We start from the raw sequence: 26,437 nt of genomic DNA on the forward strand, positions 1-26,437 counted from the left end.
CGCTTACGTGACCGGCGAAGCGGACCCGTCCGCGCGCATGCTCATGCGCGTTGGGCAGTTGACACGCATGCTGCGCGACAACCTGCGCGAACTCGGGTTGGACAAGCAACTCGAGCAGGCGGCCGAAGCGATTCCCGACGCGCGCGACCGCCTGAACTATGTCGCCACGCTGACCGAGCAGGCGGCGGTGCGGGCGCTCACGGCCATCGAACTGGCCAAGCCCCTTCAGGATCGTCTCGAAGCGGACGCCAACGCACTCGACGAACGCTGGGCCAAGTGGTTCGACGAGCCGCTCGAACTCGACGACGCCCGCAAGCTGGTCGTGGAGACGCGCACGTATCTGCGCCGCGTGCCGGACGACACGCGCGCGACCAACCACCATCTGATGGAAATCATGATGGCGCAGGACTTCCAGGATCTGACCGGGCAGGTCATCAAGAAGATCATGGATGTCGTGCAGGAGATCGAGAAGCACCTGTTGCAGACGCTGCTCGAAAACATGCCGCCCGAGAAGCGCAAGGAAGCCGAAGACTCGCTGCTCAACGGGCCGCAGGTCAAGACCGACGGCCGCACCGACATCGTGTCCGATCAAGGGCAGGTCGACGACCTGCTCGCCAGCCTCGGCTTCTGAGGATTCGCCCCGCCGGCCCGTCGATGGGCTGCCGGGGCGTCGCTTTTTGACGGCGTTTCCGCCCTTTGCCGGACGCCGGCGCGAAATACCGCCCAATCCCGCCTCTATTCCCCCCTTTGTGACTTGACGGTTACGGCCATAATCGGTCGCGATAGGGTGGCTTCGTCCGCCCGCAGTGGATAAGGCATGGCTGAGGATAGCGATCTCGAAAAGACGGAACCTGCGTCTCCCCGGCGCCTTGAAAAGGCGCGCGAGGAAGGACAGGTTGCGCGTTCGCGGGAACTGTCCACGTTCGCCTTGCTGGCGGCCGGGGTGGCCGGCTTGTGGATGACGGCTGACCGTATCTCGCAAGGCTTCGCCCAACTGATGCGCCACGGAATGCAGTTCGAGCCGGGCACCGCCCTCGACACCCACCGCATGCTCTCGTACGCCGCACGCTCGGGCGCCGACGCGCTCATCGCCATTGCCCCGCTGCTCGGTGTGCTGGTGCTTGCGGCGATCGCTGCCCCGATGGCGCTGGGCGGTTGGCTCTTCACCACCCAGTCGCTCGCGCCCAACTTCGGCCGCCTGAACCCGCTCAAGGGGCTGGGCCGCATGTTTTCCGTGCAGGGGTTGGTCGAACTCGTCAAGGCGGTGGCCAAGACGGTGCTCGTTGGCGCCGTGGCCTACTGGGCGATTGCGCGCGACCGCGACGCGGTGATGGGGCTGATGACGCAGTCGCCTCGCGCGGCCTTGCCGTATGTGGGCGAGTTGATCGCGGTGTGCTGCGCGTTCATCGTGGCATCGCTGATGCTGGTGGCGGCCATCGACGTCCCCTTCCAGCTCTGGCAGCACTACAAGAAGCTGCGCATGACCAAAGAGGAAGTGCGGCAGGAAAACAAGGAAAGCGAAGGCGATCCGCACCTCAAGGCGCACATCCGCCAGTTGCAGCGCCAGACCGCGCGCCGTCGCATGATGCAGGACGTGCCCAAGGCCGACGTGATTGTGACCAACCCGACGCACTTTGCCGTCGCGCTCGAATACAAGGAAAACATGACCGCCCCGCGCGTGCTGGCCAAGGGCACGGATCTCGTCGCGCAGCGCATCCGCGAGATGGGTGCCGAGCACCACATTCCGATTCTCGAAGCCCCGCCGCTGGCACGGGCACTGCACGCGCACGTGGACATCGGTCACGAAATTCCGGCCACGCTGTACACGGCCGTGGCCGAAGTGCTGGCGTGGGTCTTCCAGCTTCGCCGCTGGCGCACCGAGGGGGGCGCCGCGCCCGTTACCCCGTCGGATCTGCCGGTGCCGGCCGAACTCGACGCGCCGCGGCGCGCCGGGTCGAAACGAGTGTAACGAATGAACCTCAATCCTCGCGCGAACCAGCTACTGCGCTCGTCGCAACTGCTCCTCGGCGGCAATCTGAAGTCGCTCGCCGCGCCGGTGCTGATCATCATGATTCTGGGCATGATGATCCTGCCGTTGCCGCCGTTCATCCTGGATCTGCTCTTCACCTTCAACATCGCGCTGGCGGTGATGGTGCTGCTTGTGAGCATGTACACGCAAAAGCCGCTCGACTTCGCGGCGTTCCCGAGCGTGCTGCTGTTCTCCACGTTGCTGCGTCTGTCGCTGAACGTGGCGTCCACCCGCGTGGTGCTGCTCGAAGGCCATACCGGGCCGGACGCCGCCGGCAAAGTGATCGAGGCGTTCGGCCACTTCCTGGTGGGGGGCAACTACGCGGTCGGTATCGTGGTGTTCATCATCCTCGTGGTCATCAACTTCATGGTGATCACGAAGGGCGCCGGGCGCATCGCCGAAGTCGGCGCGCGCTTCACCCTCGACGCGATGCCGGGCAAGCAAATGGCCATCGACGCCGACCTGAACGCCGGACTGATCGGCGAAGAGGAGGCGCGCAAGCGTCGCTCGGTGATCGCCCAGGAAGCCGACTTCTACGGCTCTATGGACGGCGCATCGAAGTTCGTGCGCGGCGATGCGGTCGCCGGTCTGCTCATCATGATCATCAACATCGTCGGCGGGCTGATCGTCGGCGTGGCCCAGCACGGCCTGGATATCGGCATGGCGGCGAAGAACTACACGCTGCTGACCATTGGTGACGGTCTCGTCGCGCAGATTCCCGCGCTGGTGATCTCCACGGCCGCCGGTGTGGTCGTCTCGCGCGTGGCGACCGATGAAGACATCGGCCAGCAGGTCGTCTCGCAACTGTTCAGCAATCCGCGCGTGCTGGGGATCACGGCGGCGATTCTCGGTCTGATGGGCTTGATTCCGGGCATGCCGCACTTCGCCTTTCTGCTGCTGGCCTTGGGGCTGGGGGCGCTCGCTCGCTATCAGTTCCGCCGCGCCGAGGCCGAGAAGCAACAGGCCGCGCGTCCGACCCCCGTGGCGTCCAGCGCGCCGGCCGAAGTGGCCGAAGCGTCGTGGGACGACGTGGCCCTCGTCGACCCGCTCGGACTGGAAGTCGGCTACCGGCTGATTCCGCTCGTCGACCGCAATCAGGACGGCGAATTGCTCAAGCGAATCAAGGGCATCCGCAAGAAATTCGCCCAGGAAATCGGCTTTCTCGCACCGGTGGTGCACATTCGCGACAACCTGGAGCTGCGCCCGAACCAGTACCGCATCACGCTCAAGGGCGTGGTCATCGGCGAAGGCGAAGCGTATCCGGGACAACTGCTCGCCATCGATCCGGGGCAGGTCAGCGCGCCGCTGCAGGGCACGCCCACGCGCGATCCGGCCTTCGGCTTGCCGGCGACGTGGATCGATGTCGGTCAGCGCGATCAGGCCCAGGCGTATGGCTATACGGTGGTCGATGCCGGGACGGTGGTCGCCACCCATCTGAACCACCTGATCAACGCCCACGCGCATGAATTGCTGGGCCGTCAGGAAGTGCAGCAGCTCATCGAGCGCATCGGCAAGGACGCACCCAAGCTCATCGAAGATCTGGTGCCGAAGACGATCGCGCTCACCACGTTGCAGAAAGTCTTGCAGAATCTGCTCGAGGAGCAGGTGCCGATTCGCGACATGCGCACTATCATCGATACGCTCGCCGAACACGGTACGCGTGTACAGGACGCCCACGACCTCACGGCGCTGGTGCGCCTGGCGCTTGGCCGCGCGATCACGCAAAGCGTGTTCCCGGGGAATGGCGATCTCGAGGTGGTGGGGCTCGACGCCAATCTCGAAAGAATTCTCACGCAGGCGTTGTCGGCAGGCGGCGGCACGGGGCTGGAGCCGGGTCTTGCGGACACGCTGCTGCGGGAGACGCAGGCCGCCGTGGCACGTCAGGAGCGTCAGGGCTTGCCGTCGGTACTGCTGGTCCAACATCCGCTGCGTTCGCTGCTCTCGCGCTTCTTGCGCCGCAGCGTGCCGCAGCTCAAGGTTTTGTCGTATGCGGAAGTGCCTGACACACGGAATGTGAAAATGACGGCACTCATCGGAGGTCAAGGGTGAAGATTCGGAAATTCTTTGCGGGCACGTGCCGCGATGCACTGCGCCAGATTCGCGAGGAAATCGGACCCGATGCGGTCGTGTTGTCCAACCGTTCGGTCGCCAATGGCGTGGAAATCGTCGCGTTGGCGGAAGAGGATCTTGACGCGCTCGCGGGCGGCGACATGCCGACCCACCGGCCGCGTGCGCGCCCGGCGGCGCCTGTCGCTGCCGTCAATGGCGCGCCCGTCGCGGCGGCCCATGATGCCGGGGCGACGAGCGCGTTTGCCCAAACCATGATGGATGAGCTTCAGAGCATGCGCGGCTTGCTCGAAGAGCAGGTCGCGGGGCTGGTGTGGAACGACAAGCAACGTCGTTCCCCGGCGCAGGGCGAGATCCTGCGCACGCTGCTCGCCGCGGGGTTCTCGGCGCAACTGGGTCGGGCGCTGCTCGAACATCTGCCTGAGGGCGGCGATCTGGAGAGCGGGTTGGCATGGGTGAAGCGCGCGCTGACGCGCAATCTGCCCGTCATGCCGAACGAAGACGAACTGATGGACCGCGGCGGCGTGTATGCGCTGATGGGGCCGACCGGCGTGGGCAAGACCACCACGACGGCCAAGCTCGCGGCGCGCTGCGTGATGCGGCACGGCGCGGAGAGGCTCGCGCTGCTCACGACCGACAGCTATCGTATCGGCGGGCACGAGCAACTGCGTATCTACGGCAAGATTCTCGGCGTGACGGTGCACGCGGTGAAAGACGCCACGGACCTGCGTCTGGCGCTGACCGAATTGCGCAACAAGCACATGGTGCTGATCGACACGGTGGGCATGAGCCAGCGAGACCGTACGGTGCCGGAGCAGGTGGCGATGCTGTGTGGCGCCGAGACGCCGGTGCAGCGGCTGTTGCTGCTCAACGCCACGAGCCATGGCGATACGCTCAACGAGGTGGTGCACGCCTACCGCAGCGCGAGCGCGCAAGGCGGTGGTGATCTGGCGGGGTGCATTCTCACGAAACTCGACGAATCGACCAATCTCGGGTCGGTGCTCGATACGGTGATTCGTCACCGCTTGCCGGTGCATTATGTGTCCACGGGACAGCGCGTGCCGGAGAACCTGCACGTGGCCGACAAGCCGTTCCTGATCGACACCGCGCTTTCCGCGCCGGTCACGGGCTCGCCGTTCGTGCCGGCTGAGGAAGACTTGCTGGCCGTGGTGCGCGGCGTCGATCCTCAATACAGCGGGCTGTTCGCACCCGCGCAACCCTCAGGCGAGGCTTGCTTTGGTTAAGCTCGTACTCGATCAAGCGGAAGGTCTGCGCCGGCTCGTGGCGCGCCACACCACGCGTATCGTCGCGGTGGTGGGGAGTGCGCCTGAAGCCGGTCAGACGAGTGCCGCGCTGAATTTGGCCAGCGCCCTGGCGCATCACGGTCAGGATGTCGTGCTGGCCGATGAGAGCGGACACGCCGCACCGGCGCTCGGTCTGCCGCTGCGCGGCGACATCCACGACGTGCTGGCCGGGCGCGTGTCGCCCGAGGCGATTCGCGTGCACACGCGCGATAACGTGGTGGTGGTGCCCGTGGCGCATCGGCATCCCGAACGCATTGATCCGTTGCGTGCGCTACCGCTGCTGACGACCGGCGAACCCGACGTCGTGGTGATCGATTGCACGCACGCCGGGGCGGTGCTCAGCCCGCTCGCGGCGCACGCGCACGATGTGCTGGTGGTGCTGGGGTGTGAGCCGGCGTCGATCACGGGGGCGTATTCGTGGATCAAGCAGGCGCATTTCGAGTATGCGTTGGCGCAGTTCCGGGTGCTGGTGAATCGGGCGGAGGACGTGGAGGCGCGCGTGGTGTGCCGCAATCTGGCCACGACGGCGAGCCGTTATCTGGCGGTGTCGCTGGAGCTGGCGGGCCATGTGCCGATGGACAGGCAGGTCGTGCGCGCTCGGCAATTGACGCGCACCGTGGTCGATGCGTTTCCGATGGCGCCGGCGGCGGTGGCGTATCGGCAATTGGCGGCGCAGGTGATGCATTGGCCATTGGCCGTGCGAGAGACGGGGCTGGCCGCGTTGGGCGCCGGGGTGGGTGACATCGGCGGCGAGCGCGGCAACGACATAACGCTTGGCGTGGGCGCGGTGAGCGCGCACACGGCCTGAGCGACACGGCACGCGTCGAGAGGAAGCGGAGGGAAACATGTATACCGCGAGCGGGAAGGTCGACACGAACGACACGCTGACGCAATACGCGCCGTTGGTGCGTCGTCTGGCGCTGCAACTGATGGCGAAGCTGCCGGCGAGCGTGGAATTGGAAGATCTGATTCAGGCGGGCATGCTCGGACTGCTCGATGCGGCGAACCGGTATCAGGAGACGCAGGGCGCGCAGTTCGAAACATACGCGAGCCAGCGCATTCGTGGTGCGATGCTCGACGAGTTGCGCGAGCTGGATTGGGCGTCGCGCGGCATTCGCAAGACGGCGCGTCAGATCGAGAAGGCGGTGCAGCGACTGGAGCAACGGTTGGGCCGGGGGCCGTCGGAGAGCGAGATCGCGGGCGAGATGTCGATCGGTCTGGCCGAATACCAGCAGATGCTGCAGGACGTGCATGGCTGCCAGCTCGTCTATTACGAGGATTTCGATTCGGCGGACGAAGAGCCGTTTATCGACCGGATCTGCGTGGATCCAGGCGCCGATCCGCTGACGATGTTGCTCGACGAGGGGCTGCGCGGCGGCGTGATCGATGCGATCGATCGGCTGCCGGAGCGCGAGAAGTTGCTCATGAGCCTGTATTACGACCAGGGCTTGAACCTGCGCGAGATCGGCGCGGTGCTGGAAGTGAGCGAATCGCGCGTCTGCCAGTTGCATAGCCAGGCGATCTCGCGCCTGCGCACAACGTTGCGCGAGAAGGCTTGGACGTCGGCGAGTTAAGGTGTCCGAGCGGGTGACTGATGGACGGAAGGGGCGCGCTCGACGGACTCGGCTGTGGCTCAATGGCCTCTGGCTTAGCCATTGCGGTGGGCTCGAAGGGCTCGTCGGCGTGCTTTCAATGACTTGAGCAAGCCATAAAGGCTGATCGAGACCCAGAAGGCCTCGATGAGCAGCGAGGCCGGATTGGGGTTGTACGCGAGCGAGTAGACGATCATCGCCGATCCGCACAGATTCAAGACGGAATAGCGATAATCGTTGGTGGTGAGCGTTCCGCGAAGATTCAGGAAATAGGCGACGACGACGAGGAGTGCGCCGGTGATGCCGACCACATCCGCCATGGCTGCTGTCGTCATGTCAGGTCGGCACCGCGATTTTGCTCTCGTTAAATTCGTGGCCCGCGATCATTGAAACTCCCCGTCGGATGTCATGCATTGCTAAGACAGGGAAGTATGCCCCGATGAGTCACGACGTATGGGGCGGCGACGATGCCGTTTTCCGTACCGATGAGTCCGAAAGCGCTTGGCGTGCGGGCTTTTCGGGTTGTGTGCGGCGATCGGATAACGCACCGTCTTTCGGATGCGGCCCAGGAAATCTCACCGTTGCGTGAGACGACGCAGACGTCGGCGAGTTAAGTCTCACGCCTATTGACCCAAGCCCTCAGACGATCGTCTCCGAGGGCTTCTTGCACTTGGGCGTGGCAAGACGCTATATTTTCGGACCAATCGGGAAACGGCGCCGGCCCCGCTGGCCGAGCATCGTTACAGCGGTGAATTTCGCGTGCGGATTCCCCCAACGCTACATCGCGCGTTGGTCATCGAAGCGGCGGAACTGGGGGTCAGTCTGAATCGGCTGGCGAGCCTCAAACTTGCGGCGAACTAAACCGCGTCAAGCCGCAGTCAAGCCGTAATGCTGCCACCGCTCGATCGCGGGGCGGTGCGGCCATCGGGGCCGTAGAGCGGGGCGTTCTGCTGTGGGCCGTACAGCACGTTCAGCGCCTGCTGCGTGTAGGTCAGACGCGTGCGAATCAGCACGCCATTCGTTTCATTGGCACGCTTGGCTTCGATCGCTGCATCCAGCAGCGCCTTCCACGCGGCGTCGATGCCGATGTCGGCAGCGGCCGCCGCCGTGGCGCCCGACTCGTCCGGACGATAGCCCAAGGCTTCCAGCTCGGTGTCGCGTTCGCGCCCAAGGGCCGCGAGGTCGGTCACGGCTTGCGTCTTGCGCTCGGTCAGCTCCGGCAACGCGTCGAGCATGCCATTGACCAACGCCTGCTGTTCCTCGAGAAGCAGCGCCGAAAACGCGCGAATGGCGTTTGTTTCGGCGGCGAGAGTTTTCAGCAGGGCGTCAGTGGTCATGACTTCGATTGCGTGGAGAGCAGATCGCGCGCGGTCGCAATGAGACCGTCCGCAATCTTGCTGGGATCAATGACGAGCTTTCCTTCGGAGATGGCCTGCTTGATCGCGGCCACCTTGGCCACGTCTATATCGGCAGATCCCGTCTTCGCCAGCGCTGCCTGCAAGGCGCGCATCTCCGACGACAGCGCGCTCGCGCTCACGTTCGCGCCGCTGCCCGTGCTGGCGACAGACGCGTTCGTGCCTTCGGCGTTCGCCGTGGCGGCAGTCGTCCGGTCGGTCGGCGCCTTGCCCGGACCGACACCAGTCAACGGATTGGCGGGTGGTTCGATTTTCATATGCTTTCCCCTGAAACCTGCCTGTGTAACGGCATCGTCGGGCGCAACTTTAGGTAAGTTACATCCTGTTACCCGATCCCGCGACCGGCCGATTTCAGTGAATTCTAACCCGTAGTGAGTGTTTGCTTACAGGGCAACTTCCACTTCAACGCTCCCATTCTTGCCGGTCTTGACGGTCCCGCTGACGAGCTGACCGGCGCGGGTGCGCACCTGAACGGGATCGCCGGCGCTGGCGCGCGACAGCACCTGTCCTTCGGTACTTACCTCGAAGCCCGAGCCGCGCGAGACGACGCGCACGGTTTGCCCCTGCTGAACGGCAATCGCGCTGCGCAGCAGATCGGAACGGATCGGCAGGCCGGATGTGATCCGGTTCACCGCCACCGTGCCGATGATCTGACCGGCATCGGTCGCCACGGTGCGCGGCAGCAAGGTGAGATCGCCCTGACGCGGTGACAGATCGTTCGGCCCGATGGCTTCGCCCGGGTTGATCTGACGCGCGGCAACGAAATACGTGGCGGTGATGCTCACACGGGCTTGAAGGTAGAGCGTCCAGGGACGCTCGCCCGCGCAGCGCACGCCGACGGTCGTCGACCCCCACAGGCGCGCCCCCGGCGGCAGAAAGGGTTCGAGGGCGGCGCAGGCCGGCATCCGATCGGAGACCGCGTCGCCCACGGTCAAGCTCACACGTCCCGGCAACCCTGTCGTCTGCTCGCGCAGGAAACGTTCGGCCGTCTGACGGATGACTTCGGTGTTCTGGAACTGGGACTGAACGGCGCTGGCGGCCTGGGGGGCTTGCATTGCGGCGGCCACCCCGGCATTCGAATTGGCATTCGCCGTTGTGACCGTCGCTGCCACATTCCGGGCCGCGCTCGACACGTTCGACACGTTCGAGGCGATACCGCCGGCTGCGGCATGGTTGCCGGGAATGACGACGGCGCCGGGGCCGAGCGTGCTCCCCAGATGCTGCGCGGCCGGGTCGGTGGCAACACCCGCGGCAGGCGAGGCGGCCTGCGCAAGACCCGGTACCGCGAGACTCGCCAGGCTCAGGACGACGGCAAGCAGACTGGATCGCACGCTTGTGCGAACGCCTTGCCGCAGCGCGCTGCGCGCGCGGGGGGCACTGGCGAGATCGCCGCCGAATTTGCCTGCCATGCTCACTCTCCTTCGTACGCGGCACCCTAGCGGTGTGCCGGGTGGCTGGCGCACGCCCTGCGCCGCGCCGTGAAGCCGACGGCACCGGGCAGCGTTCCGATGCCTGGGGGGCGAACCCCGCCCGATGCCGTCAGGAAGCCATTCTAGAGATGTCGCCAACCGGGGCATGGCCCGAAATGGCGGTCAATCTCGTGCCTATTCCCCCGATTGAATCCCGAGGGGTACGCATACGATGCAAAGCATGCCAAAAGGTCCGCACTTTTCCCGGGCCCCGGCAGGACATGCCGTCTGTGTACCGCTGCGACACCCGCCCTCAGTGCTGAGCGGACGTCCCCGGCGCCGAGACGGCCAGGCTTCTTGTGCACTACCCGCATCAAGGCAAGCATCGGGCGAGACGAGATCATGGACAAACTGGACGCGGCATTGCGATTTTCTCAGCAGGCGCTGGCCATGCGCGCCTATCGCCAGGAGGTGATCTCGTCGAACATCGCCAACGCGGACACGCCGGGATACAAGGCGCGCGACGTCGATTTCAACAATGCGTTGAACCAGGCGGTCGAGCGCGGCGCACAGCAACAGCTTGCGACCGAGTCGAGTGTTTCGCTCTCGCGCACCTCGTCGCGCCATATCGCCGGTCGCGGCGTGAGCATGGCCCCGCCGATGGGCGGTCCCGAGCTGCTGTATCGCGTGCCGTACCAACAAAGCATCGACGGCAACACCGTCGAACTCGATGCCGAGCGTGTGAACTTCGCCGACAACGCCGTGCATTACCAAACGGGCCTCACGGTCCTGTCCAGCCAGATCAAGACGATGCTGGCCGCCATTACAAGTCAAGGGTAAGCGCCATGCCGCTGATGAGCATCTTCGATGTCGCCGGATCGGCCATGACTGCGCAGTCGCAGCGCATGAACGTGACGGCGAGCAACCTCGCCAACGCCGAGTCGGTGACGGGGCCGGACGGTCAGCCGTATCGCGCCAAGCAGGTCGTGTTCCAGGTCAATCCGGTCGAGGGCAGCAACGTCGGCGGCGTGAAGGTGGCCGGCGTGGTCGAGGATTCGTCGCCGCTCAAGACGGTGTACGACCCGAAGAACCCGGCGGCCAATGCCCAGGGCTACGTCACCATGCCCAACGTGAATCCGGTGGAGGAGATGGTCAACATGATCTCCGCTTCCCGCTCTTATCAGGCCAACGTCGAGGCGCTCAACACCGCCAAGACGCTGATGCTCAAAACCCTCACGGTCGGCCAGTAAGGGGCCGCGCGGAGACCATAAGATGGCAAGTATCAATACGTCGAACGCCGCGAACTTATCCCAGACGTTCCTCGACTCGGTCAACGGCACCGCCAGCAGCAGCTCCAGTTCGTCTGCCGGCAGCGCAAACGACCTGCAAGGCAGTTTCCTGAAGCTACTCGTCGCGCAGATGAACAATCAGGATCCGCTCAATCCGATGGACAACTCGCAGGTGACTTCGCAGCTCGCGCAGATCAGCACGGTCTCGGGCATCACCCAGTTGAATACCACGCTCTCGTCGGTGACCTCGCAGCTCAACTCGACGCAAAGCCTGCAAGCCTCGGCACTCGTGGGCAAGGGCGTGCTGATTCCGGGCAGCAGCGTCGGGGTGGGCAGCACCACCGCCACGGACGGCACGGTCACGAAGACCGCCACCCCGTTCGGCTTCGAACTGCCGAGCGACGCCGACAAGGTGACGATTCAGATCAAGGACAGCACGGGCAAGGTCGTGCGCACCGTCAACGCGGGCGCGCTCGACGCCGGGGTGCAGGCCCTCACGTGGGACGCCAAGGACGACGCAGGCACCACCGTGGCCGATGGCACGTACTCGCTCGCGGTGACTGCCTCGGCCAACGGCAAGTCCATGGCGCCGACGCTGCTCTCATACGCGCAGGTGCAAAGCGTGGTGGCCAGCACGACCGGCGCGCCGCTGCTCAACGTGGGGACGGGCTCGAACGTCAAGCTCTCCGATGTGCGCGAAATCCTGTAACAGGCCCCATCGACCCCGCACGGCGTAAGCCCTTAACCCTTTCCATTGCGACAGACGTCGTCGACCACCGAATTTCAGGAGTATCCACATGGCCTTTTCGACCGGACTGAGCGGCCTGAACGCCGCCTCCAAAGACCTGGACGTCATCGGCAACAACGTTGCCAACGCGGCCACCGTCGGCTTCAAGCAGGGTGAGGCACAATTTGCCGACATCTACGCCAACTCGCTGTACGGCGCGGGCAACAACACGGTGGGTATCGGCACGCGCGTGGCGGGCATCGCCCAGCAGTTCACGCAGGGCGACATCACCGTCACGAATCGTCAGCTCGATCTGGCGGTGTCGGGTAACGGTTTCTTCCGCATGTCGAACAATGGCGCCATTGCCTACACGCGCAACGGTCAGTTTTCGCTCGACAAGAACGGCTACATCGTCGACACCAACGGCGACCGCCTGACCGGCTATCTGGCAGGCCCGACCGGCATCATCAACAGCGTCTCGCCGGTCGATCTGCGCATCCCGACGGGCGACCTGTCGCCGACGGCCACATCCAAGATCACCGCTCAGTTCAACCTCGACTCGCGCAGCGCGGTCAATACGACAGCGTTCTCGATTACCGATCCGAACTCGTACACGAACGCCACGTCGCTCAAGGTCTACGACTCGCTGGGCAATTCGCACGACGTGAACCTGTACTTCGTGAAGTCGAGCGTGAACGCCGTGACCAACAATGCCACGTGGTCGGTGTACGCCTCGACCGACGGCACGACCCAGGTGGGCGCCGGTCCGATCGGCACGCTGACGTTCAACTCGGCCGGCAGCCTCGTGTCGCAGACCGACTCGACCGGGGCCGCCGTGACGGGCCCGATCACGTTGCCGACGATCAACTACGGTAACGGTGCGTCGAGCGCCAGCATGACGCTCGACATGTCGGGCACCACGCAATACGGTAACACCTACTCGCCGAACAACCTGACGCAGAACGGCTACACGTCGGGCCGACTGACCGGGTTCACGTTCAGCGCCGACGGCACGATCGTCGGCACGTACTCGAACACCCAGTCGATGGCGCTGGGACAGGTGGCGTTGGCGAACTTCAACAACGTGCAGGGCCTGATTCCGCAGGGCAACAACCTCTGGCAAGAGTCGGCCGCGTCGGGCATTCCGATCGTCGGCGTGCCGGGCGGCACGAACCTCGGCAAGCTGCAGTCGGGCGCCGTCGAAGCCTCGAACGTCGACCTGACGGCAGAACTGGTTCACATGATCACCGCGCAGCGCAACTACCAGGCCAGCGCGCAGACGATCAAGACGGAAGACCAGTTGATGCAGACCATGGTCAACCTGTAAGGCGGATTCGCGCACATGCATAACTTGCACGGAGGCCGTCGATGGATCGTCTGATCTATATCGCCATGACTGGCGCGAAGCAGGCGATGGAGCAGCAGTCGACCACCGCCAACAATCTCGCGAACGTCTCGACGCCGGGCTTTCGCGCCCAACTCGCGGCGTTCCGTCAGGCACCGGTGCGTGCGCCAGACGGCACGACCGGCACGCGGACCTTTGTCGCCACGTCCACGCCGGGTACCGACTTCACGCCCGGCGCGATGCAGCAGACGGGCCGCCCGCTCGACGTGGCTATCCAGGGGCAGGGCTGGCTCGCCGTGCGCGATGCGCAGGGCCGCGAAGCCTACACGCGCGGCGGCAACCTCGAGATGACGGCCGACGGGCAACTCACGCTGCACGGGCTGCCGGTCATGACCGACGCCGGGCCGGCCGCCGTGCCGCCGGGCGCGGCGGTGAGCATCGGCACCGACGGCACGATCTCGGCGCTGGGGCAGGGCGATCCGCCCAACTCCATTGCCGTGATGGGCCAACTGAAGCTGGTCAATCCGCCCGAGACCAATCTGGTGCGAGGCGACGACGGGCTGTTCCGCACGGCGAACAATGCGCCGGCGCAGGTCGATCCGAACGTCGTTGTCGTCGCTGGGGCGATCGAGAACAGCAACGTCAATCCGGTCACTGGCCTGGTGAACATGATCTCGCAGTCGCGGGCCTTCGAGATGCAGATGAAGATGCTGCAGACGGCCGACACCAACGAACAATCCGCCAACCAGTTGCTGAACTTCAGCTAACGGGCGTGTGGCGCGTCGGATCCGAGGGGACCCGCGCGCCGCGACCGTACACGGGGAGAAACACCACATGATCCGTTCGCTCTACATCGCTGCTACCGGCATGAACGCCCAGCAGACGAACATGGACGTGATTTCGAACAACCTCGCCAACACCAGCACGAACGGCTTCAAGAAGGGCCGTGCGGTGTTCGAGGATCTGCTGTACCAGACGCTGCGCCAGCCCGGCGCCCAGTCGTCGCAGCAGACGTTGCTGCCTTCGGGCCTGCAATTGGGCACGGGTGTGCGCCCGGCCGCGACCGAGCGCATCTTCACGCAGGGCAACCTGACGCAGACGAGCAACGCCAAGGATGTCGCCATCAACGGCGACGGTTTCTTCCAGGTGCTCATGCCGGACGGCACGACCGCCTACACGCGCGACGGCTCGTTCCAGGTCGACAACAACGGCCAGCTCGTGACCGCGTCGGGCTATCCGGTCCAGCCGGCCATCACGATTCCGGCGAACGCGCTCTCGCTGACCATCGCGCGCGACGGCACGGTCTCGGTCACGCAGCCGGGCAACACGGCCAACGTGCAGATCGGTACGTTCCAGCTCGCCACGTTCATCAACAACGCCGGTTTGCAAAGCCTGGGCGAGAACCTGTACGCCGAGACGGCCGCCTCGGGCGCGCCGAACGTCGCGCAGCCGGGTACCAACGGCGCGGGCGTGCTCAACCAGAACTACGTCGAGACGTCGAACGTGAACGTGGTCGAAGAGCTGGTGAACATGATTCAGGCGCAGCGCGCCTATGAAATCAATTCGAAAGCGGTCACGGCATCCGACCAGATGCTGCAGCGACTGACGCAGATGTAAGCGGTGCGCCGCAGAAAGCCCCAAAGAATGAACGTCGAAATGTCAGCTCAAACGACCGTTAAGCATCGCAGCGCAGGCCTCGCGCGGTTCCTGGCGCTGGCGGCCGTCGCCGCGTTGAGCGGTCTGGCGGGCTGTGCTTACATCCCGCAGGAACCGGTGGTGAACGGGCCGACAACCACGCGCCCGCCCCCTCCGCCGGCGTCGGCCGATCCGGAAGGCTCGATCTACCGCCCGCTTTACTCGAACCGTCCGTTGTTCGAAGACCGTCGTCCGCGTAACGTCGGCGACATTCTCACGATCGTCATCAACGAAAACACGGCGGCGAGCAAGAACTCCGCGGCCAACACCACCCGCGCGGGCAGCGGTTCGCTCACGCTCACCCAGGTGCCGGGGGTGATCGGTGGCGTGCTCAACAATCAGGGCTTGAACGCGAGCGGTGGCAACAAGTTCGACGCCAAGGGCGCTGCCAATGCGAACAACGTGTTCTCGGGCCAGATCACCGTGACTGTGATGGAAGTGCTCTCGAACGGCAACCTGGCGGTGGCCGGCGAGAAGCAGATCGCGATCAACCAGGGCACGGAGTACATCAAGTTCTCGGGCGTGGTCAGCCCACAGACGATCTCGGGCGCGAATACCGTGCCTTCGACGCAGGTGGCCGATGCGCGCATCGAATACCGTGGCAAGGGCTACATCAACGAAGCCGAAACCATGGGCTGGCTGCAGCGCTTCTTCCTTAATATTTCGCCATTCTGATGTCGATCATGCCGTCCCCGTCGCGCCGCGCGCCGTCCTTGCGTCACCTTCGCCAGGGCCTTCACCGCTTTGTCACCACGCTCGCCGTGGCGGGCGCGGCCGCAATGCTGCTGTGTCCGGGCGTGGCTCGCGCCGAACGTCTCAAGGAGCTGGCGTCGATTCAAGGGGTGCGCGACAACCAGCTGATCGGCTACGGCCTGGTCGCGGGCCTCGACAATTCAGGCGATCAGACCACGCAGACGCCGTTTACCGTGCAGAGCATGACCAACATGCTCTCGCAGTTGGGCATTACCGTCGCGCCCGGCACCAACATGCAGTTGAAGAACGTGGCCGCTGTGATGGTGACGGCCACGCTACCCGCATTCACGCGTCCCGGTCAGGCCATCGACGTGGTGGTCTCCTCGATGGGCAATGCCAAGAGCCTGCGGGGCGGTACCTTGCTCATGACCCCGCTCAAGGGGCCGGACGGCCAGGTCTATGCGCTGGCGCAGGGCAACCTGCTCGTGGGTGGCGCGGGCGCGTCGGCCAATGGGTCGAGCGTGACGGTCAACCAGTTGGCCTCGGGCCGGATTCCGAGCGGCGCCATCGTCGAGCGCGCCGTGCCGACCGCGATGGGCGGTCAACAGGGCACGGTGCAGATGGAACTGAACGTGACCGATTTCTCGACCGCGCAACGCGTGGTCGATGCCGTGAACCGCCGCTTCGGCTACGGCACCGCGCAGGCGCTGGACGGCCGCGTGATCCTGTTGCGCACGCCGAGCGATCCGTCGGGCCGTGTGCAGTTCCTCGCCCAGCTCGAAAGTGTGGACGTGCACCCCGACAACACGGCCGCGCGCGTGATCATCAACGCGCGCACCGGTTCGGTCGTGATGAACCAGAACGTGACGATCCAGCAGTGCGCGATCGCCCACGGCAATCTGTCGGTCGTCATCGACACGCAAAACAACGTGAGCCAGCCCGCGCCGTTCTCGGGCGGTCAGACGGTGGTGGCGCCGAATTCGCAAATCTCCGTTCAACAGGAGAACAACGCGCTCAGGATGATCAAGGCGGGCGCCAACCTGGCCGACGTCGTCAAGGCGCTCAACTCGCTCGGTGCCAGCCCGGCCGATTTGATGTCGATTCTGCAGGCCATGAAGGCCTCGGGCGCGCTGCGCGCCGATCTGGAGATCATCTGATATGGCCGACGGCTCTCGACTGACCGGCGCGGGCAAGTCCCTGCCCGACCTGACGCAACGCGCCACCTACGACATGCAGGGCCTGACCGCCTTGCGCGCGGCGGCCCACCAGCAAACGCCGCAGGCCACGCAGCAGGCGGCCAAGCAGTTCGAGGCCGTTTTTACGCAGATGATGGTGAAGAGCATGCGCGACGCCACGATGTCCGGCGGCCTGCTCGGCAGCGATCAGGAAAAGATGTTCAACGGCATGCTCGACGATCAGCTCGCACAGCAGCTCGCGTCGCACAAGGGCATCGGGCTGGCCGACATGATGCTCAAGCAGCTCGCCCAGACCGGCACCACCCTGCCGCCGGCGGCGATGGGGCGCCAGCAACCGTTGCAGGGCCGCGCCTACAACGCGGCGGATGCCATCGGGGTGGCGGAGGGCGCCCCGGCCGCAGCCGGCGATTTCGTCGAGCGCATGGCCACGGCCGCCCAGAACGCCAGCGCCAGCAGCGGCATTCCGGCGCGCTTCATGCTCAGTCAGGCGGCGCTCGAATCCGGCTGGGGCAAGCACGAAATCCGTCGGCGCGATGGCAGCACGAGCTTCAACGTCTTCGGCATCAAGGCGGGCAAGCACTGGACCGGTCCGACGGTGGAGGTCGCCACGACCGAGTACGTGAACGGCCAGCCGCACAAGGTGATGGCCAAGTTCCGCGCCTATCGCTCGTATGACGAGGCGTTCGCCGACTACGCGAACCTGATTTCGAGCAATCCGCGCTACGCGTCGGTCGTGGCGAGCGCCAACGACGCCGCGAGCTTCGCCACCAATCTTCAGCGTGCCGGGTATGCGACCGATCCGCAGTACGCCAGCAAGCTGATGAAGATCATGAAGCACTTCGCCTGACCGGCGCGGGCGTCGACAGGACATCCTCGGGCGCGTCGGCCTCAATTTTGCCGGCGGGCTGCCGTAAACACATGGGTAACGGTGCGCGAACGGGCTTTCCGCCGTGGGGCGCACCCTCCATTCAAGCCGCGAGATCATGAGCCTAATCAATATTGGCATGAGCGGGCTGAACGCCTCCCAGTTCGCCCTGAACACCACCGGCAACAACATCTCCAACTCGGGGACGGCCGGATACAACCGCCAGGTTGTCGACTACACCCAGGCGGACAGCCAGTTCGCCGGTGTGGGCTACATCGGCCAGGGCGTGCTGGTGAGCGATGTGTCGCGCGTGTATGACCAGTTCCTGTCGAACCAGGTCAACCAGGCGCAGACACAGTACAGCCAGCTCAACACCTACTACCAGCAGATCTCGCAGATCAACAATGCGCTGGGCAGTTCCACGACCGGCCTGTCGGCCTCGATGTCCACGTTCTTCACGAACCTGCAGACGATCGTGACCGCGCCAAACAACTCGGCCACCCGGGCGACGGTGATTTCGTCGGCGCAGACGCTCACGAGCATGTTCCAGTCGCTCTCGGGCACGCTGTCGTCGCTGCGCACCAGCGTGAACGGCAACATCACCCAGGCGACCACGCAGATCAACACGTACGCCAAGCAGATCGCCAGCCTCAACGACGCGATTCTGCAGGCGCAGGGCAACGGCACCCATACGATGCCGAACGACCTGCTCGACCAGCGCGATCAGGCCGTCGCAAGCCTGAACGCCATCGTGCAGACGAACGTCGTCAAGGACACCAACGGGACGTACAACGTCTTCGTCGGCAATGGTCAGTCGCTGGTATCGGGCAACTCGGCCTATCAGATGACGACGGTGCCTTCGACCAGCGATCCGTCGCAAATGACGGTGGCCTACGTCACCGGTAACGGCACGAAAGTCGCGATTCCCGAGTCGTCGATCACCGGCGGCTCGCTCGCCGGCCTGTTGTCGTTCCGCAGCGGCGCGCTCACGCAGGCGCAAAACTCGCTCGGCCAGATCGCCATGTCGCTGGCCGGCACGTTCAACGCGCAGAACCAGTTGGGGATGGATCTCTACGGTCAGATGGGCGGCAACTTCTTCACGGTGCCCAATCCGACGATCATCGCGAATACCGGCAATTCGAACGCGGCCACGCTCAACGCCAGCATCACCGACGCCTCGAAGGTGACCGCAAGCGACTACTCGGTGAGCTTCGACGGCACCACCTACACACTCACGCGCCAGAGCGACGGTGCCAAGTGGACGGCGGGGGCGCCCGCCACGCCGAGCACCCCGCTGAATTTCCAGGACACCAGCGGCGCGGCATTCGGCGACGGCTTCTCGGTTACCACCACCGGCATGGTCGCCGGCGACAGCTTCGCGATTCAGCCCACGCGCAACGCCGCGCAGAACATCGGTGTGGCCATCACCGATCCGGGCAAGATCGCCCTGGCCGCCCCGATCCTCGCCTCGACCCCCAGCACCAATAGCGGCTCGCTCAAGGTCGATCAGGGTAGCGTCGACGCCAACTATCTGTCGAACGTGCTGAGCGCGCCGGTGAACTTCACGTTCACCAAGGACCCTGTGACCGGCGCACTGACGCTCGTCGCCCCGTCGCCGATGACGGTCTCGGTCAATGGCGTGACGACCTCGTACGCCGCCGGCGCCACCGTGCCGTACAGCGCCGCTACAGGGGCGAAGATCACGATGAGCGGCATGACGGTCAACCTGAGCGGCACGCCGTCCAATGGCGACACGTTCACCATTTCGCCGAATACGTCTGGCGCGGTGACCGACAACCGCAACGGTCTGGCCCTGTCGGCCTTGCAGAACGACACGACCAAGGTGGGGGGCGCGCAGAGCTATGCGACCGCCTACGCGAGCCTGGTCTCGTTTGTCGGCTCGACCACGAATACGTACAAGTCGACCAGCGCGGCGCAGCAGACACTATTGCAACAGACGCAGACGGCACAGCAGTCCAATTCTGGCGTGAACCTCGACGAAGAAGCGGCGAACCTGATCAAGTATCAACAGCTCTATCAGGCCAATTCGAAGGTGATTCAGACCGCGTCGACGTTGTTCAGCACCATCCTCCAGATCGTCAATTAAGCGCAGGGGCATCGCGATGCGGATCAGCACCAACATGATTTACGATCAGGGGATGCGCTCGATGAGCCAGAACACCTCCGATCTACTCAACGTTCAGGCGCAACTCTCGTCGGGCAAGCGCGTGACCACGCCGAGCGACGACCCGATTGCGTCAGCTCAGGCGGTGGCCGTGTCGCAGGACAACGCCATGAACACGCAGTACGCGGCGAACCGGCAGTCTGCGACCACCCAGTTGCAGCTCGAGGATTCGACCTTCGGCAGCGTCATCAATGCGTTGCAGCATGTGATGTCGCAGGTCGTGTCGGCGGGCGACGCCTCGCTCAACGACAAGGACCGGGCGACCATGGCGAGCGACCTGCAATCGAGCTTCCAGCAATTGCTCTCGCTGGCGAACACCACCGATGCCAACGGCCAGTATCTGTTCTCGGGCTTCAAGGGCAACACCGCGGCGTACATGACATCGGCCACGGGAGCGTCGTACACGGGCGACTCGGGCGTGCGCTACGTGCAGGTGAGTCCGAACCGTCAGATCGCGATCAACGACGTCGGCTCGAGCGTCTTCGAAAGCGTGCAGAGCGGTACGTCGGGCACGCTGATCAGCGGAAACGCCGCGAATCAGGGCACCGCCACGTATTCCACTGTCTCCACGACCAACGTGGCGGCGGCGGGCGCGAACCATCAGTACCAGATCAGCTTCGCGATCGACAACACGACCACGCCGCCCACGACCAACTACACGGTCAAGGATCAGACGGATACGACCGTGCCGGACGTGACGGGCGCCTACACCGCAGGCCAGCCGATCTCGTTCGGCGGCAAGTCGGTCACGTTCTCGGGCGCGCCGGCCACGGGCGACACCTACACCGTGCAACCGGCCACCACGGGCAGCACGAACATGTTCGACAACCTGCAGGCGCTGATCAACACGCTCAAGACGCCGATCAGCAGCACCAATGGCACGGGCCAGGCGAACCTGGACAACGCGCTGACGACGTTCGGCCAGATGTTCAGCAACACCTACGACAACGTCACGACGATCCGCACGACCACGGGCTCCCGCATGAACGAACTCTCGGCACTCAACAACATCGGCGATACCAATTCGCTGAATTATCAGTCGCAGTTGGGCGATCTGCTCGACGTGGACTGGAACTCGTCGGTGACCAAGTTCTCGCAGTTGCAGGCCGCGTTGCAGGCGTCGCAGCAGAGCTTCCTGCAGACCCAGAAACTCTCGCTGTTCAGTATGCTCTGAGCGTCAGCGCGGGACGTTGCCCGCGCCGGACAAGTCAAGACCGCAGGAAAGACATTGGGCCGCCCGGGATCGCCGGGCGGCCCAATGTCTTTCGGGGGAGGTGCGACATCGCTCGCGCCCGGCGTTCAGGGTTTCGGGACGAAGGCGGCGGTCGTGCGGATCATCATGTCGATGCCGATGGCGATGAAGTGGTCCATCACCGGCGCAATACGCGGCATCATCAGCTCGATCACCACCAGCCCCACGCCCAGCGTGAGCGGAAAACCCACGGCGAAGATGTTGAGCTGCGGCGCCGCGCGATTCAGAATGCCCAGCGCCAGGTTGCAGATGAGCAGCGCGGCCACGAGCGGCAGCGACAGCATGAGCGCGAGCATGAAGAGCTGGCCGCCCAGCATGGCGAGATAGTGCCAGCCCACGCTGGAGAGCGGTACGGCGGAGACCGGCAATACCGTGAAGCTTTGCACCAGCGTGGCGAACATCACCAGATGACCGTTGGTGGCGAGGAACACGAGCATGGCCACGACATTGAGCAGCATGCCGAGCACGGCGGTGCTGCCGTCGCTGTTCGGCGTGAGCAGCGTGGCGAACGACAACCCCATCTGCAAGCCGACGAAGTCGCCCGCCATGCTGATCGCCGAGAACACGATCTGCATGCACCACCCCAGCGCCGCACCAATCATCACCTGTTGCACGAGGATCCAGAGACCCTCCCACGAGAACGGAGAGGCGGCGGGCATCGGGCCGAGCACCGGGGCGAGCGCCAGCGCGACAATGCCCGCGAGGCCGATCTTGACCGTGCCGGGCACGGCGGCGTCGCCGAACAGGGGCGCGCTCATCGAGAGCGCCAGCAGGCGCACGAACGGAAACAGGAACGCCGCAATGACGCCCGAGAGTTGTTCGTAAGTGAAGCTGATCAACGCGGGCGCGGCTTACCCGACGAGGCCGGGAATGCCGGTGAGCAACTGACGCATGTAGTCGACCATCAGGTTGAGCATCCAGGGGCCGGCGATCACCAGGGTGGCGAACACGGCCAGCAGCTTGGGGATGAACGACAGCGTCATTTCATTGATCTGCGTGGCGGCCTGGAACAGGCTCACGAGCAGACCGGAGACGAGCGCGACGAGCAGCAGCGGCGCGGCGAGCAGCAGGGTGACCTGCATTGCCTGATGGGCCAGCGCCATGACGGTTTCCGGGGTCATCTCGCGTTCCTGCGCTACATGGTGAAGCTCTGGGCGAGCGAGCCCAGCAGCAGTTGCCAGCCGTCGACCACCACGAACAGCATCAGCTTGAACGGCAGCGATACCGTGGAGGGCGACACCATCATCATGCCCATCGACATCAACACGCTCGCGACCACCAGGTCGATGATCAGGAACGGAATGAAGATCGTGAAACCGATCTGAAAGGCCGTCTTCAGTTCGCTTGTGGCGAAGGCGGGCACGAGAATGCGCATCGGCACGTCTTCGGGGCCGTTCATCGGCGGGGTCTTGGCGAGCTTGGCGAAGAGTGCGAGGTCGGCTTCACGCGTCTGCTTGAGCATGAACGCGTGGAACGGCTTGGCGCCGGTGTCGATGGCCTGCTCGAAGCTGATCTTGTTCGCGGCGAACGGCTGATAGGCGTCGGTGTAGGCCTTGTCGAATACCGGCGACATGACGAAGAAGGTCAGGAACAGCGCCAGGCCGATCAGAATCTGGTTCGGCGGCGACGTGGTGACGCCGATGGCATGGCGCAGCAGCGAGAGCACGATGATGATGCGCGTGAAGGCGGTCATCATCAGCAGCATCGCGGGCAGGAAGCCCAGCGATGTGAGCAGCAACATCGTCTGCACGGACAGCGAGTAGGTCTGTCCGCCGCCGGGGGCCGGGGTCGTGGTGAACGCGGGCAGCGTGGCCTGTGCCAGGGCGGTGCCCGGCAGGGCGAGGCAGGCGAGCGCCAGTCCCAGCGTGAGACCGAGTGCCCAACCCGCTTGGCGAGGCGATGGCCCGGTCAACCGCAAACCGCGCGCCATCAGGAATCCTTTTTCATCGTTTCGCGCAATTTTTGCGCAAACGCTTGTGCGGCGCGGTTGGCCTGCGCGCCCGGATGGGCAACGGTGGGCGCGGCGGGCATATCGGCGACACGCTCCGCATCGATCACATGCAGGCTGCGCACCTGACCGGGCGCAACCCCCAGCACGATCCAGTCGCCCGCGACCTCGACCACGACCACGCGTTCACGCTGGCCCACGGCGGCGCTGCCGACGACGCGCACGTTGCCGCCCCCCAGCGGGCGTTGCAGCCCGAAACGCTTGGCCAGCCACGCCAACCCGAAGAGCAGCGCCAGCACCAGCACGAGGCCCAGCCCCGTCTGCACGATGCCCGCGCCGCCAAGGCTCGGTACGGCCGCGGCCTGCGAGGCCGTGCCCTGGGCGTGCGCGGTGGTGATGGTCAGGCAGGCCAACAGGGCGGCTGCTGCCGCGGCACGCCCCACGGGGGTGCCGCGGACTTTTGTTGCATTCATCGGTTGAGCTTTCGGATGCGTTCGGATGGCGTGATGATATCAGTCAGGCGAATGCCGAACTTGTCGTTCACGACCACCACTTCGCCCTGGGCGATGAGGCAACCGTTGACCAGCACGTCCATCGGCTCACCGGCCATGCCGTCGAGTTCCACCACGGAGCCCTGCGCCAGTTGCAGCAAGTTCTTGATGGCGATCTTCGTGCGGCCCAGCTCCACGGTCATCTGGACCGGGATGTCGAGAATCAGGTCGATGTCGTTGTGCGTCGCGTTCGGCGGATTGCCGGCCGTGGCCGCCAGGGGCTGAAACACGGGGGCGGCGGCCGGTGGCGGCGTGGCTTCGGTCGCCGTCTGCTCCGCCATGGCACTGGCCCACTCGTCCGCCATGGCCTGCGCGTCGTCACCAAGCGTTTGAGGGGTATCGCTCATCACTCGTTGTCCTTCGTGTAATCGCTGTGCGAATGGTTGATCATCTGGTTCACGCGCAGTGCATATTGACCGTTGAAGACGCCGTAATTGCATTGCATCACGGGCACGCCGTCGACCTTGGCCTCGAGCACCTCGGGCACGTCGAGCGGAATCACGTCGCCCACGCGCATGTTGAGCAACTGCGAGAGCGTCATGTCGAACTGCGCGAGGTTGGTCACGATTTCGACGTCGGCCGCTTGCACCTGTTGCGAGAGCAGACGCACCCAGCGCTTGTCGACTTCGAGCGTCTCGCCTTGCAGGGGGCTCGAGAGCTGGTCGCGCATCGGCTCGATCATCGAGTACGGCATGCAGATATGGAATTCGCCGCCGACCGAGCCGAACTCGATGTCGAACGTGGTCGTGACCACCACCTCGTTGGGCGTGGCGACGTTGGCGAACTGGGTGTGCATCTCGGCGCGCACGTACTCGAACTCGACCGGATACACCGGCTTCCACGACGCACCGTAGTTCTCGAACACCAGATCGAGCAGGCGCGCGATGATGCGCTGCTCGGTTTGCGTGAAGTCGCGCCCTTCGACGCGCGTGTGGAACCGGCCGTCGCCGCCGAACAGGTTGTCCACCACGAGGAACACGAGGTTCGGGTCGAACACGAACAGCGCCGTGCCGCGCAGCGGCTTGATGTGGACCAGATTGAGGTTGGTCGGGACAGGCAGGTTGCGGATGAACTCGCTGTACTTCTGCACGCGCACGGGGCTGACCGAGATTTCGGCGCTGCGGCGCATGAAATTGAACAGGGCAATGCGGAACAAGCGCGAGAAGCGGTCGTTGATGATCTCGAGCGTAGGCATGCGCCCGCGCACGATACGCTCTTGCGTCGCGATGTTGTATGGCCGGATGCCGGAATGCTCTTCCGACTCCGACCGGTCATCCTGTTCGCCGGTGACACCCTTCAGAAGGGCATCGACCTCTTCCTGCGACAGGAACTCCTCATGCGCCATGTATCACTCACTGAATTACAAACGCGGTGAACAGCACTTCGCCCACGGCCTGCTGCGGCATGTTGGCCGCGAACGGCTGCGCGACCAGTGTGCGGATCTCGCTCGCCAGACGGCGCTTGCCGTCGATCGTGGCCAGATCCTGCGGCTGCTTGGACGACAACAGCAGCAACACGCGGCTGCGCACTTCGGGCATGTGCTGCGTGATGCGGGCTTGCGTCTCGGCGTCTGCCACCTTGAGCGAGAGGCCGATATGCAGATAGCGCTCGCCGTCTTCGCCCGTCAGGTTCACCGTGAACGGGTCCATGCTGACGAACACGGGGGGCGGCGGGGGCGGCGGCGCCTTCGCGGCTTCCTGGCGTCCGGTCAGCAAATACACGGCCGTTGCCGCGCCGGCCGCAGCCATAAGGGCTACCGCAACGATCAACAGAATCCATTTGCGCATGCTCCCTCCGGAGGGAGCCGCGGCTTGCGTCGATGCGGGATTTGCCATGTGTTCGCCTGCTATTGGGTAATGATTGTCGGCCAACCCGCCAACGGGTGATCGGCCGAAAAGAAGGGACAATCGCGTCTAACTCGCGTCTTTGTCTTAACGGCAGAAAAACCGGCTGGCTTTAGGGCGGTGCGACGCCCGGTCGCGCCGTTCGCGCGGATCTCCGGGGGAGATCAGGCGAACGTGTCGACGAGACCGTTGCTCACGCGTACCGGAACGCTCACGGTCGTGGCGAGCGCCGCGTCGTCGCCCTGGCCGAAGCCCGGGGTGCCGCGCGCGTTGCCGTTGCCGCTACCATTACCGTTTCCGTTGCCGTTCGCGCCTTGCTGGGCAAAGGCCTGTTGTTGCGAACTGTCGCTGCTCACCGTGGCGTTACCCAGCGCAATGCCGTTGTTGGCAAGGCTTTCGCGCAGTTGCGGCAAGGCCGCCTGCACGGCGTCGCGCACGGCGGCGTGTTGCGAGACGAACATCGCCTGCGCCGAGTCGTTCGCCACGTTCAGCACCACGTGCAGCGGACCGAGATCGGGCGGATTCAGGCTCAATTGCGCCGTTTGTGCATGGGCGGACGAGAGCCACACCACTTGCTGCGAGAGCTGGTTGTTCCAGTCCTGCGTCCCCACGCGCGCGTTCAAGGCGAGCGCGGCGGGCAGATTGGCCTGGACCGGTAGCTGCGGTTGGGCGTCCAGGGCTGGCGCGGCCGTTTGCGCAATCTGTGCGGCCGCCTGCGTGGCGGTGGCTGTCGCCGCTTGTGCGGCGGTGTCGCGATGTCCCTGCGCCTGCGCCAGGGCGTCAGCCACGCGTTGGGCCTGGGCGTCTGCGCTGACCGGTGTCGCAGCGGTCTTGGCATCCGCCGCCGCCGGTTGTGCGGACGTGCTGGTCTGCGTTGTCGTGCCGTTCTTGGCCAGGGCGTCGAGCGGGAGGCCGCCCGTCTTGTTGGCGTTCGATGCCGCCGCGCCATCGACCGGCGCGCCCGCGTTGGCGGTCGGGGTCGTGGCCTTGGCGTCGGCCGGCGCCTGGCCGGCCAGTTGCGCGGCGCCGGT

The 26,437-nt window shown here is 65.0% G+C and carries 29 protein-coding genes and 1 pseudogene; 18 read left to right on the plus strand and 12 right to left on the minus strand.

Translation table 11 applies throughout. The features are described 5' to 3' along the window. Positions 1-37: 37 nt before the first annotated feature. The 6 genes from cheZ (at position 38) to PSO31014_RS17970 (ending at position 6,974) form a co-directional block, all read left to right on the plus strand. Positions 38-631 (plus strand): protein phosphatase CheZ, encoded by a 594-nt coding sequence (gene cheZ, locus PSO31014_RS17945; protein ID WP_051060153.1) that lies wholly within the window; start codon positions 38-40, stop codon positions 629-631. A gap of 186 nt (positions 632-817) precedes the next feature. Then, positions 818-1,969 (plus strand): flagellar biosynthesis protein FlhB, encoded by a 1,152-nt coding sequence (flhB, locus tag PSO31014_RS17950; RefSeq protein ID WP_150552855.1) that lies wholly within the window; start codon positions 818-820, stop codon positions 1,967-1,969. 3 nt (positions 1,970-1,972) lie between these two features. Beyond that, a complete protein-coding gene (flhA, locus tag PSO31014_RS17955; protein ID WP_150552856.1) occupies positions 1,973-4,078 on the plus strand; it encodes a flagellar biosynthesis protein FlhA in 2,106 nt (701 codons plus the stop codon). After that, positions 4,075-5,340 carry a flagellar biosynthesis GTPase FlhF gene (gene flhF, locus PSO31014_RS17960; RefSeq protein ID WP_150552857.1) on the plus strand — a complete coding sequence of 422 codons (1,266 nt, stop codon included), beginning with the start codon at positions 4,075-4,077 and terminating at the stop codon, positions 5,338-5,340. The genes flhA and flhF overlap by 4 nt, the downstream gene beginning before the upstream one ends. Then, positions 5,333-6,208, plus strand: coding sequence for a MinD/ParA family ATP-binding protein (locus tag PSO31014_RS17965; protein WP_150552858.1), 876 nt, complete (start codon positions 5,333-5,335; stop codon positions 6,206-6,208). The genes flhF and PSO31014_RS17965 overlap by 8 nt, the downstream gene beginning before the upstream one ends. A gap of 37 nt (positions 6,209-6,245) precedes the next feature. Continuing rightward, positions 6,246-6,974, plus strand: a complete 729-nt coding sequence (locus tag PSO31014_RS17970; protein WP_150552859.1) for an RNA polymerase sigma factor FliA — start codon at positions 6,246-6,248, stop codon at positions 6,972-6,974. 74 nt (positions 6,975-7,048) lie between these two features. Here PSO31014_RS17970 and PSO31014_RS17975 read toward each other — a convergent pair whose 3' ends face one another. Continuing rightward, complete coding sequence (locus PSO31014_RS17975) at positions 7,049-7,327, minus strand: CBU_0592 family membrane protein (RefSeq protein WP_150552860.1); 279 nt, start codon at positions 7,325-7,327, stop codon at positions 7,049-7,051. A 367-nt stretch (positions 7,328-7,694) separates the two neighbouring features. Between PSO31014_RS17975 and PSO31014_RS17980 the strand changes: the two are divergent. Further along, positions 7,695-7,853 (plus strand): annotated as a pseudogene (locus tag PSO31014_RS17980) (toxin-antitoxin system HicB family antitoxin); the annotation flags it as partial. A 17-nt stretch (positions 7,854-7,870) separates the two neighbouring features. Here the strand turns inward: PSO31014_RS17980 and PSO31014_RS17985 are convergent. The 3 genes from PSO31014_RS17985 to flgA all read right to left on the minus strand — a co-directional run bounded on the left by PSO31014_RS17985 (position 7,871) and on the right by flgA (position 9,816). Further along, entirely contained in the window at positions 7,871-8,329 is a 459-nt protein-coding gene (locus PSO31014_RS17985; RefSeq protein WP_150552861.1) for a flagella synthesis protein FlgN, read from the minus strand. Continuing rightward, positions 8,326-8,664, minus strand: a complete 339-nt coding sequence (gene flgM / locus PSO31014_RS17990) for a flagellar biosynthesis anti-sigma factor FlgM (RefSeq protein ID WP_150552862.1) — start codon at positions 8,662-8,664, stop codon at positions 8,326-8,328. Before flgM ends, PSO31014_RS17985 begins: the two co-directional genes overlap by 4 nt. Positions 8,665-8,790: 126 nt before the next feature. Continuing rightward, on the minus strand, positions 8,791-9,816 hold the full coding sequence (gene flgA / locus PSO31014_RS17995; RefSeq protein ID WP_174976570.1) for a flagellar basal body P-ring formation chaperone FlgA: 1,026 nt from the start codon (positions 9,814-9,816) through the stop codon (positions 8,791-8,793). Positions 9,817-10,215: 399 nt separating this feature from the next. Between flgA and flgB the strand changes: the two genes are divergently transcribed. The 11 genes from flgB to flgL all read left to right on the plus strand — a co-directional run bounded on the left by flgB (position 10,216) and on the right by flgL (position 20,985). Next, positions 10,216-10,656 carry a flagellar basal body rod protein FlgB gene (flgB, locus tag PSO31014_RS18000; RefSeq protein ID WP_281349131.1) on the plus strand — a complete coding sequence of 147 codons (441 nt, stop codon included), beginning with the start codon at positions 10,216-10,218 and terminating at the stop codon, positions 10,654-10,656. 5 nt (positions 10,657-10,661) lie between these two features. Next, positions 10,662-11,066: a flagellar basal body rod protein FlgC gene (flgC, locus tag PSO31014_RS18005; protein ID WP_017233633.1), complete on the plus strand. Its 405-nt coding sequence runs from the start codon at positions 10,662-10,664 to the stop codon at positions 11,064-11,066. A gap of 22 nt (positions 11,067-11,088) precedes the next feature. Beyond that, positions 11,089-11,814, plus strand: a complete 726-nt coding sequence (gene flgD / locus PSO31014_RS18010) for a flagellar hook assembly protein FlgD (RefSeq protein ID WP_150552865.1) — start codon at positions 11,089-11,091, stop codon at positions 11,812-11,814. Positions 11,815-11,902: 88 nt separating this feature from the next. Continuing rightward, positions 11,903-13,159 (plus strand): flagellar hook protein FlgE, encoded by a 1,257-nt coding sequence (flgE, locus tag PSO31014_RS18015; RefSeq protein ID WP_130027567.1) that lies wholly within the window; start codon positions 11,903-11,905, stop codon positions 13,157-13,159. Between the two features lie 41 nt (positions 13,160-13,200). Then, positions 13,201-13,944 (plus strand): flagellar basal body rod protein FlgF, encoded by a 744-nt coding sequence (locus PSO31014_RS18020; protein WP_017233636.1) that lies wholly within the window; start codon positions 13,201-13,203, stop codon positions 13,942-13,944. A gap of 67 nt (positions 13,945-14,011) precedes the next feature. Next, complete coding sequence (gene flgG / locus PSO31014_RS18025; RefSeq protein ID WP_017233637.1) at positions 14,012-14,794, plus strand: flagellar basal-body rod protein FlgG; 783 nt, start codon at positions 14,012-14,014, stop codon at positions 14,792-14,794. 39 nt (positions 14,795-14,833) lie between these two features. Further along, complete coding sequence (locus tag PSO31014_RS18030; RefSeq protein WP_174976571.1) at positions 14,834-15,547, plus strand: flagellar basal body L-ring protein FlgH; 714 nt, start codon at positions 14,834-14,836, stop codon at positions 15,545-15,547. Next, positions 15,547-16,722: a flagellar basal body P-ring protein FlgI gene (locus PSO31014_RS18035; RefSeq protein WP_150552867.1), complete on the plus strand. Its 1,176-nt coding sequence runs from the start codon at positions 15,547-15,549 to the stop codon at positions 16,720-16,722. The genes PSO31014_RS18030 and PSO31014_RS18035 overlap by 1 nt, the downstream gene beginning before the upstream one ends. 1 nt (position 16,723) lies before the next feature. Continuing rightward, complete coding sequence (flgJ, locus tag PSO31014_RS18040) at positions 16,724-17,608, plus strand: flagellar assembly peptidoglycan hydrolase FlgJ (RefSeq protein ID WP_150552868.1); 885 nt, start codon at positions 16,724-16,726, stop codon at positions 17,606-17,608. A 136-nt stretch (positions 17,609-17,744) separates the two neighbouring features. Beyond that, positions 17,745-19,733, plus strand: a complete 1,989-nt coding sequence (gene flgK, locus PSO31014_RS18045; protein WP_150552869.1) for a flagellar hook-associated protein FlgK — start codon at positions 17,745-17,747, stop codon at positions 19,731-19,733. 16 nt (positions 19,734-19,749) lie between these two features. Next, positions 19,750-20,985 carry a flagellar hook-associated protein FlgL gene (gene flgL, locus PSO31014_RS18050; protein WP_150552870.1) on the plus strand — a complete coding sequence of 412 codons (1,236 nt, stop codon included), beginning with the start codon at positions 19,750-19,752 and terminating at the stop codon, positions 20,983-20,985. A gap of 125 nt (positions 20,986-21,110) precedes the next feature. Here the strand turns inward: flgL and fliR are convergent, their stop codons facing one another. The 8 genes from fliR to PSO31014_RS18090 form a co-directional block, all read right to left on the minus strand. Next, positions 21,111-21,902, minus strand: a complete 792-nt coding sequence (gene fliR / locus PSO31014_RS18055) for a flagellar biosynthetic protein FliR (RefSeq protein WP_017233643.1) — start codon at positions 21,900-21,902, stop codon at positions 21,111-21,113. Between the two features lie 12 nt (positions 21,903-21,914). Continuing rightward, the gene (gene fliQ / locus PSO31014_RS18060) at positions 21,915-22,184 is read right to left on the minus strand and encodes a flagellar biosynthesis protein FliQ (protein ID WP_026131892.1); all 270 of its coding nucleotides are present in this window, start codon (positions 22,182-22,184) and stop codon (positions 21,915-21,917) included. A gap of 14 nt (positions 22,185-22,198) precedes the next feature. After that, positions 22,199-22,993: a flagellar type III secretion system pore protein FliP gene (gene fliP / locus PSO31014_RS18065; protein ID WP_150552871.1), complete on the minus strand. Its 795-nt coding sequence runs from the start codon at positions 22,991-22,993 to the stop codon at positions 22,199-22,201. Next, positions 22,993-23,484, minus strand: coding sequence for a flagellar biosynthetic protein FliO (fliO, locus tag PSO31014_RS18070; RefSeq protein ID WP_150552872.1), 492 nt, complete (start codon positions 23,482-23,484; stop codon positions 22,993-22,995). The genes fliP and fliO overlap by 1 nt, the downstream gene beginning before the upstream one ends. Next, positions 23,481-23,909 carry a flagellar motor switch protein FliN gene (gene fliN, locus PSO31014_RS18075; RefSeq protein WP_150552873.1) on the minus strand — a complete coding sequence of 143 codons (429 nt, stop codon included), beginning with the start codon at positions 23,907-23,909 and terminating at the stop codon, positions 23,481-23,483. Before fliN ends, fliO begins: the two co-directional genes overlap by 4 nt. After that, on the minus strand, positions 23,909-24,907 hold the full coding sequence (gene fliM / locus PSO31014_RS18080; RefSeq protein ID WP_017233647.1) for a flagellar motor switch protein FliM: 999 nt from the start codon (positions 24,905-24,907) through the stop codon (positions 23,909-23,911). The genes fliN and fliM overlap by 1 nt, the downstream gene beginning before the upstream one ends. A gap of 7 nt (positions 24,908-24,914) precedes the next feature. After that, a complete protein-coding gene (gene fliL, locus PSO31014_RS18085; protein WP_017233648.1) occupies positions 24,915-25,349 on the minus strand; it encodes a flagellar basal body-associated protein FliL in 435 nt (144 codons plus the stop codon). Positions 25,350-25,570: 221 nt separating this feature from the next. Then, positions 25,571-26,437: flagellar hook-length control protein FliK (locus PSO31014_RS18090; protein WP_150552874.1), on the minus strand; the 867-nt coding region annotated here is incomplete at its 5' end.

The organism is Pandoraea soli (assembly GCF_902459595.1).
Taxonomy (GTDB): Bacteria; Pseudomonadota; Gammaproteobacteria; order Burkholderiales; family Burkholderiaceae; genus Pandoraea; species Pandoraea cepalis.

Bases quoted from the DNA above. Each gene is read 5' to 3' on its own strand.
- fliP (WP_150552871.1), bottom strand. From the start codon at position 22,993: ATGGCGCGCGGTTTGCGGTTGACCGGGCCATCGCCTCGCCAAGCGGGT.
- flgJ (WP_150552868.1), top strand. From the start codon at position 16,724: ATGGCCGACGGCTCTCGACTGACCGGCGCGGGCAAGTCCCTGCCCGAC.
- fliL (WP_017233648.1), bottom strand. From the start codon at position 25,349: ATGCGCAAATGGATTCTGTTGATCGTTGCGGTAGCCCTTATGGCTGCG.
- flgC (WP_017233633.1), top strand. From the start codon at position 10,662: ATGCCGCTGATGAGCATCTTCGATGTCGCCGGATCGGCCATGACTGCG.
- flgA (WP_174976570.1), bottom strand. From the start codon at position 9,816: ATGGCAGGCAAATTCGGCGGCGATCTCGCCAGTGCCCCCCGCGCGCGC.
- flhB (WP_150552855.1), top strand. From the start codon at position 818: ATGGCTGAGGATAGCGATCTCGAAAAGACGGAACCTGCGTCTCCCCGG.
- PSO31014_RS18020 (WP_017233636.1), top strand. From the start codon at position 13,201: ATGGATCGTCTGATCTATATCGCCATGACTGGCGCGAAGCAGGCGATG.
- PSO31014_RS17985 (WP_150552861.1), bottom strand. From the start codon at position 8,329: ATGACCACTGACGCCCTGCTGAAAACTCTCGCCGCCGAAACAAACGCC.
- fliN (WP_150552873.1), bottom strand. From the start codon at position 23,909: ATGAGCGATACCCCTCAAACGCTTGGTGACGACGCGCAGGCCATGGCG.
- PSO31014_RS17975 (WP_150552860.1), bottom strand. From the start codon at position 7,327: ATGACGACAGCAGCCATGGCGGATGTGGTCGGCATCACCGGCGCACTC.
- flgE (WP_130027567.1), top strand. From the start codon at position 11,903: ATGGCCTTTTCGACCGGACTGAGCGGCCTGAACGCCGCCTCCAAAGAC.
- PSO31014_RS18035 (WP_150552867.1), top strand. From the start codon at position 15,547: ATGTCGATCATGCCGTCCCCGTCGCGCCGCGCGCCGTCCTTGCGTCAC.
- flgG (WP_017233637.1), top strand. From the start codon at position 14,012: ATGATCCGTTCGCTCTACATCGCTGCTACCGGCATGAACGCCCAGCAG.
- PSO31014_RS17970 (WP_150552859.1), top strand. From the start codon at position 6,246: ATGTATACCGCGAGCGGGAAGGTCGACACGAACGACACGCTGACGCAA.
- flgD (WP_150552865.1), top strand. From the start codon at position 11,089: ATGGCAAGTATCAATACGTCGAACGCCGCGAACTTATCCCAGACGTTC.
- flhA (WP_150552856.1), top strand. From the start codon at position 1,973: ATGAACCTCAATCCTCGCGCGAACCAGCTACTGCGCTCGTCGCAACTG.
- fliQ (WP_026131892.1), bottom strand. From the start codon at position 22,184: ATGACCCCGGAAACCGTCATGGCGCTGGCCCATCAGGCAATGCAGGTC.
- fliM (WP_017233647.1), bottom strand. From the start codon at position 24,907: ATGGCGCATGAGGAGTTCCTGTCGCAGGAAGAGGTCGATGCCCTTCTG.
- flgM (WP_150552862.1), bottom strand. From the start codon at position 8,664: ATGAAAATCGAACCACCCGCCAATCCGTTGACTGGTGTCGGTCCGGGC.
- flgL (WP_150552870.1), top strand. From the start codon at position 19,750: ATGCGGATCAGCACCAACATGATTTACGATCAGGGGATGCGCTCGATG.
- flgK (WP_150552869.1), top strand. From the start codon at position 17,745: ATGAGCCTAATCAATATTGGCATGAGCGGGCTGAACGCCTCCCAGTTC.
- cheZ (WP_051060153.1), top strand. From the start codon at position 38: ATGCTCATGCGCGTTGGGCAGTTGACACGCATGCTGCGCGACAACCTG.
- PSO31014_RS18030 (WP_174976571.1), top strand. From the start codon at position 14,834: ATGTCAGCTCAAACGACCGTTAAGCATCGCAGCGCAGGCCTCGCGCGG.
- fliO (WP_150552872.1), bottom strand. From the start codon at position 23,484: ATGAATGCAACAAAAGTCCGCGGCACCCCCGTGGGGCGTGCCGCGGCA.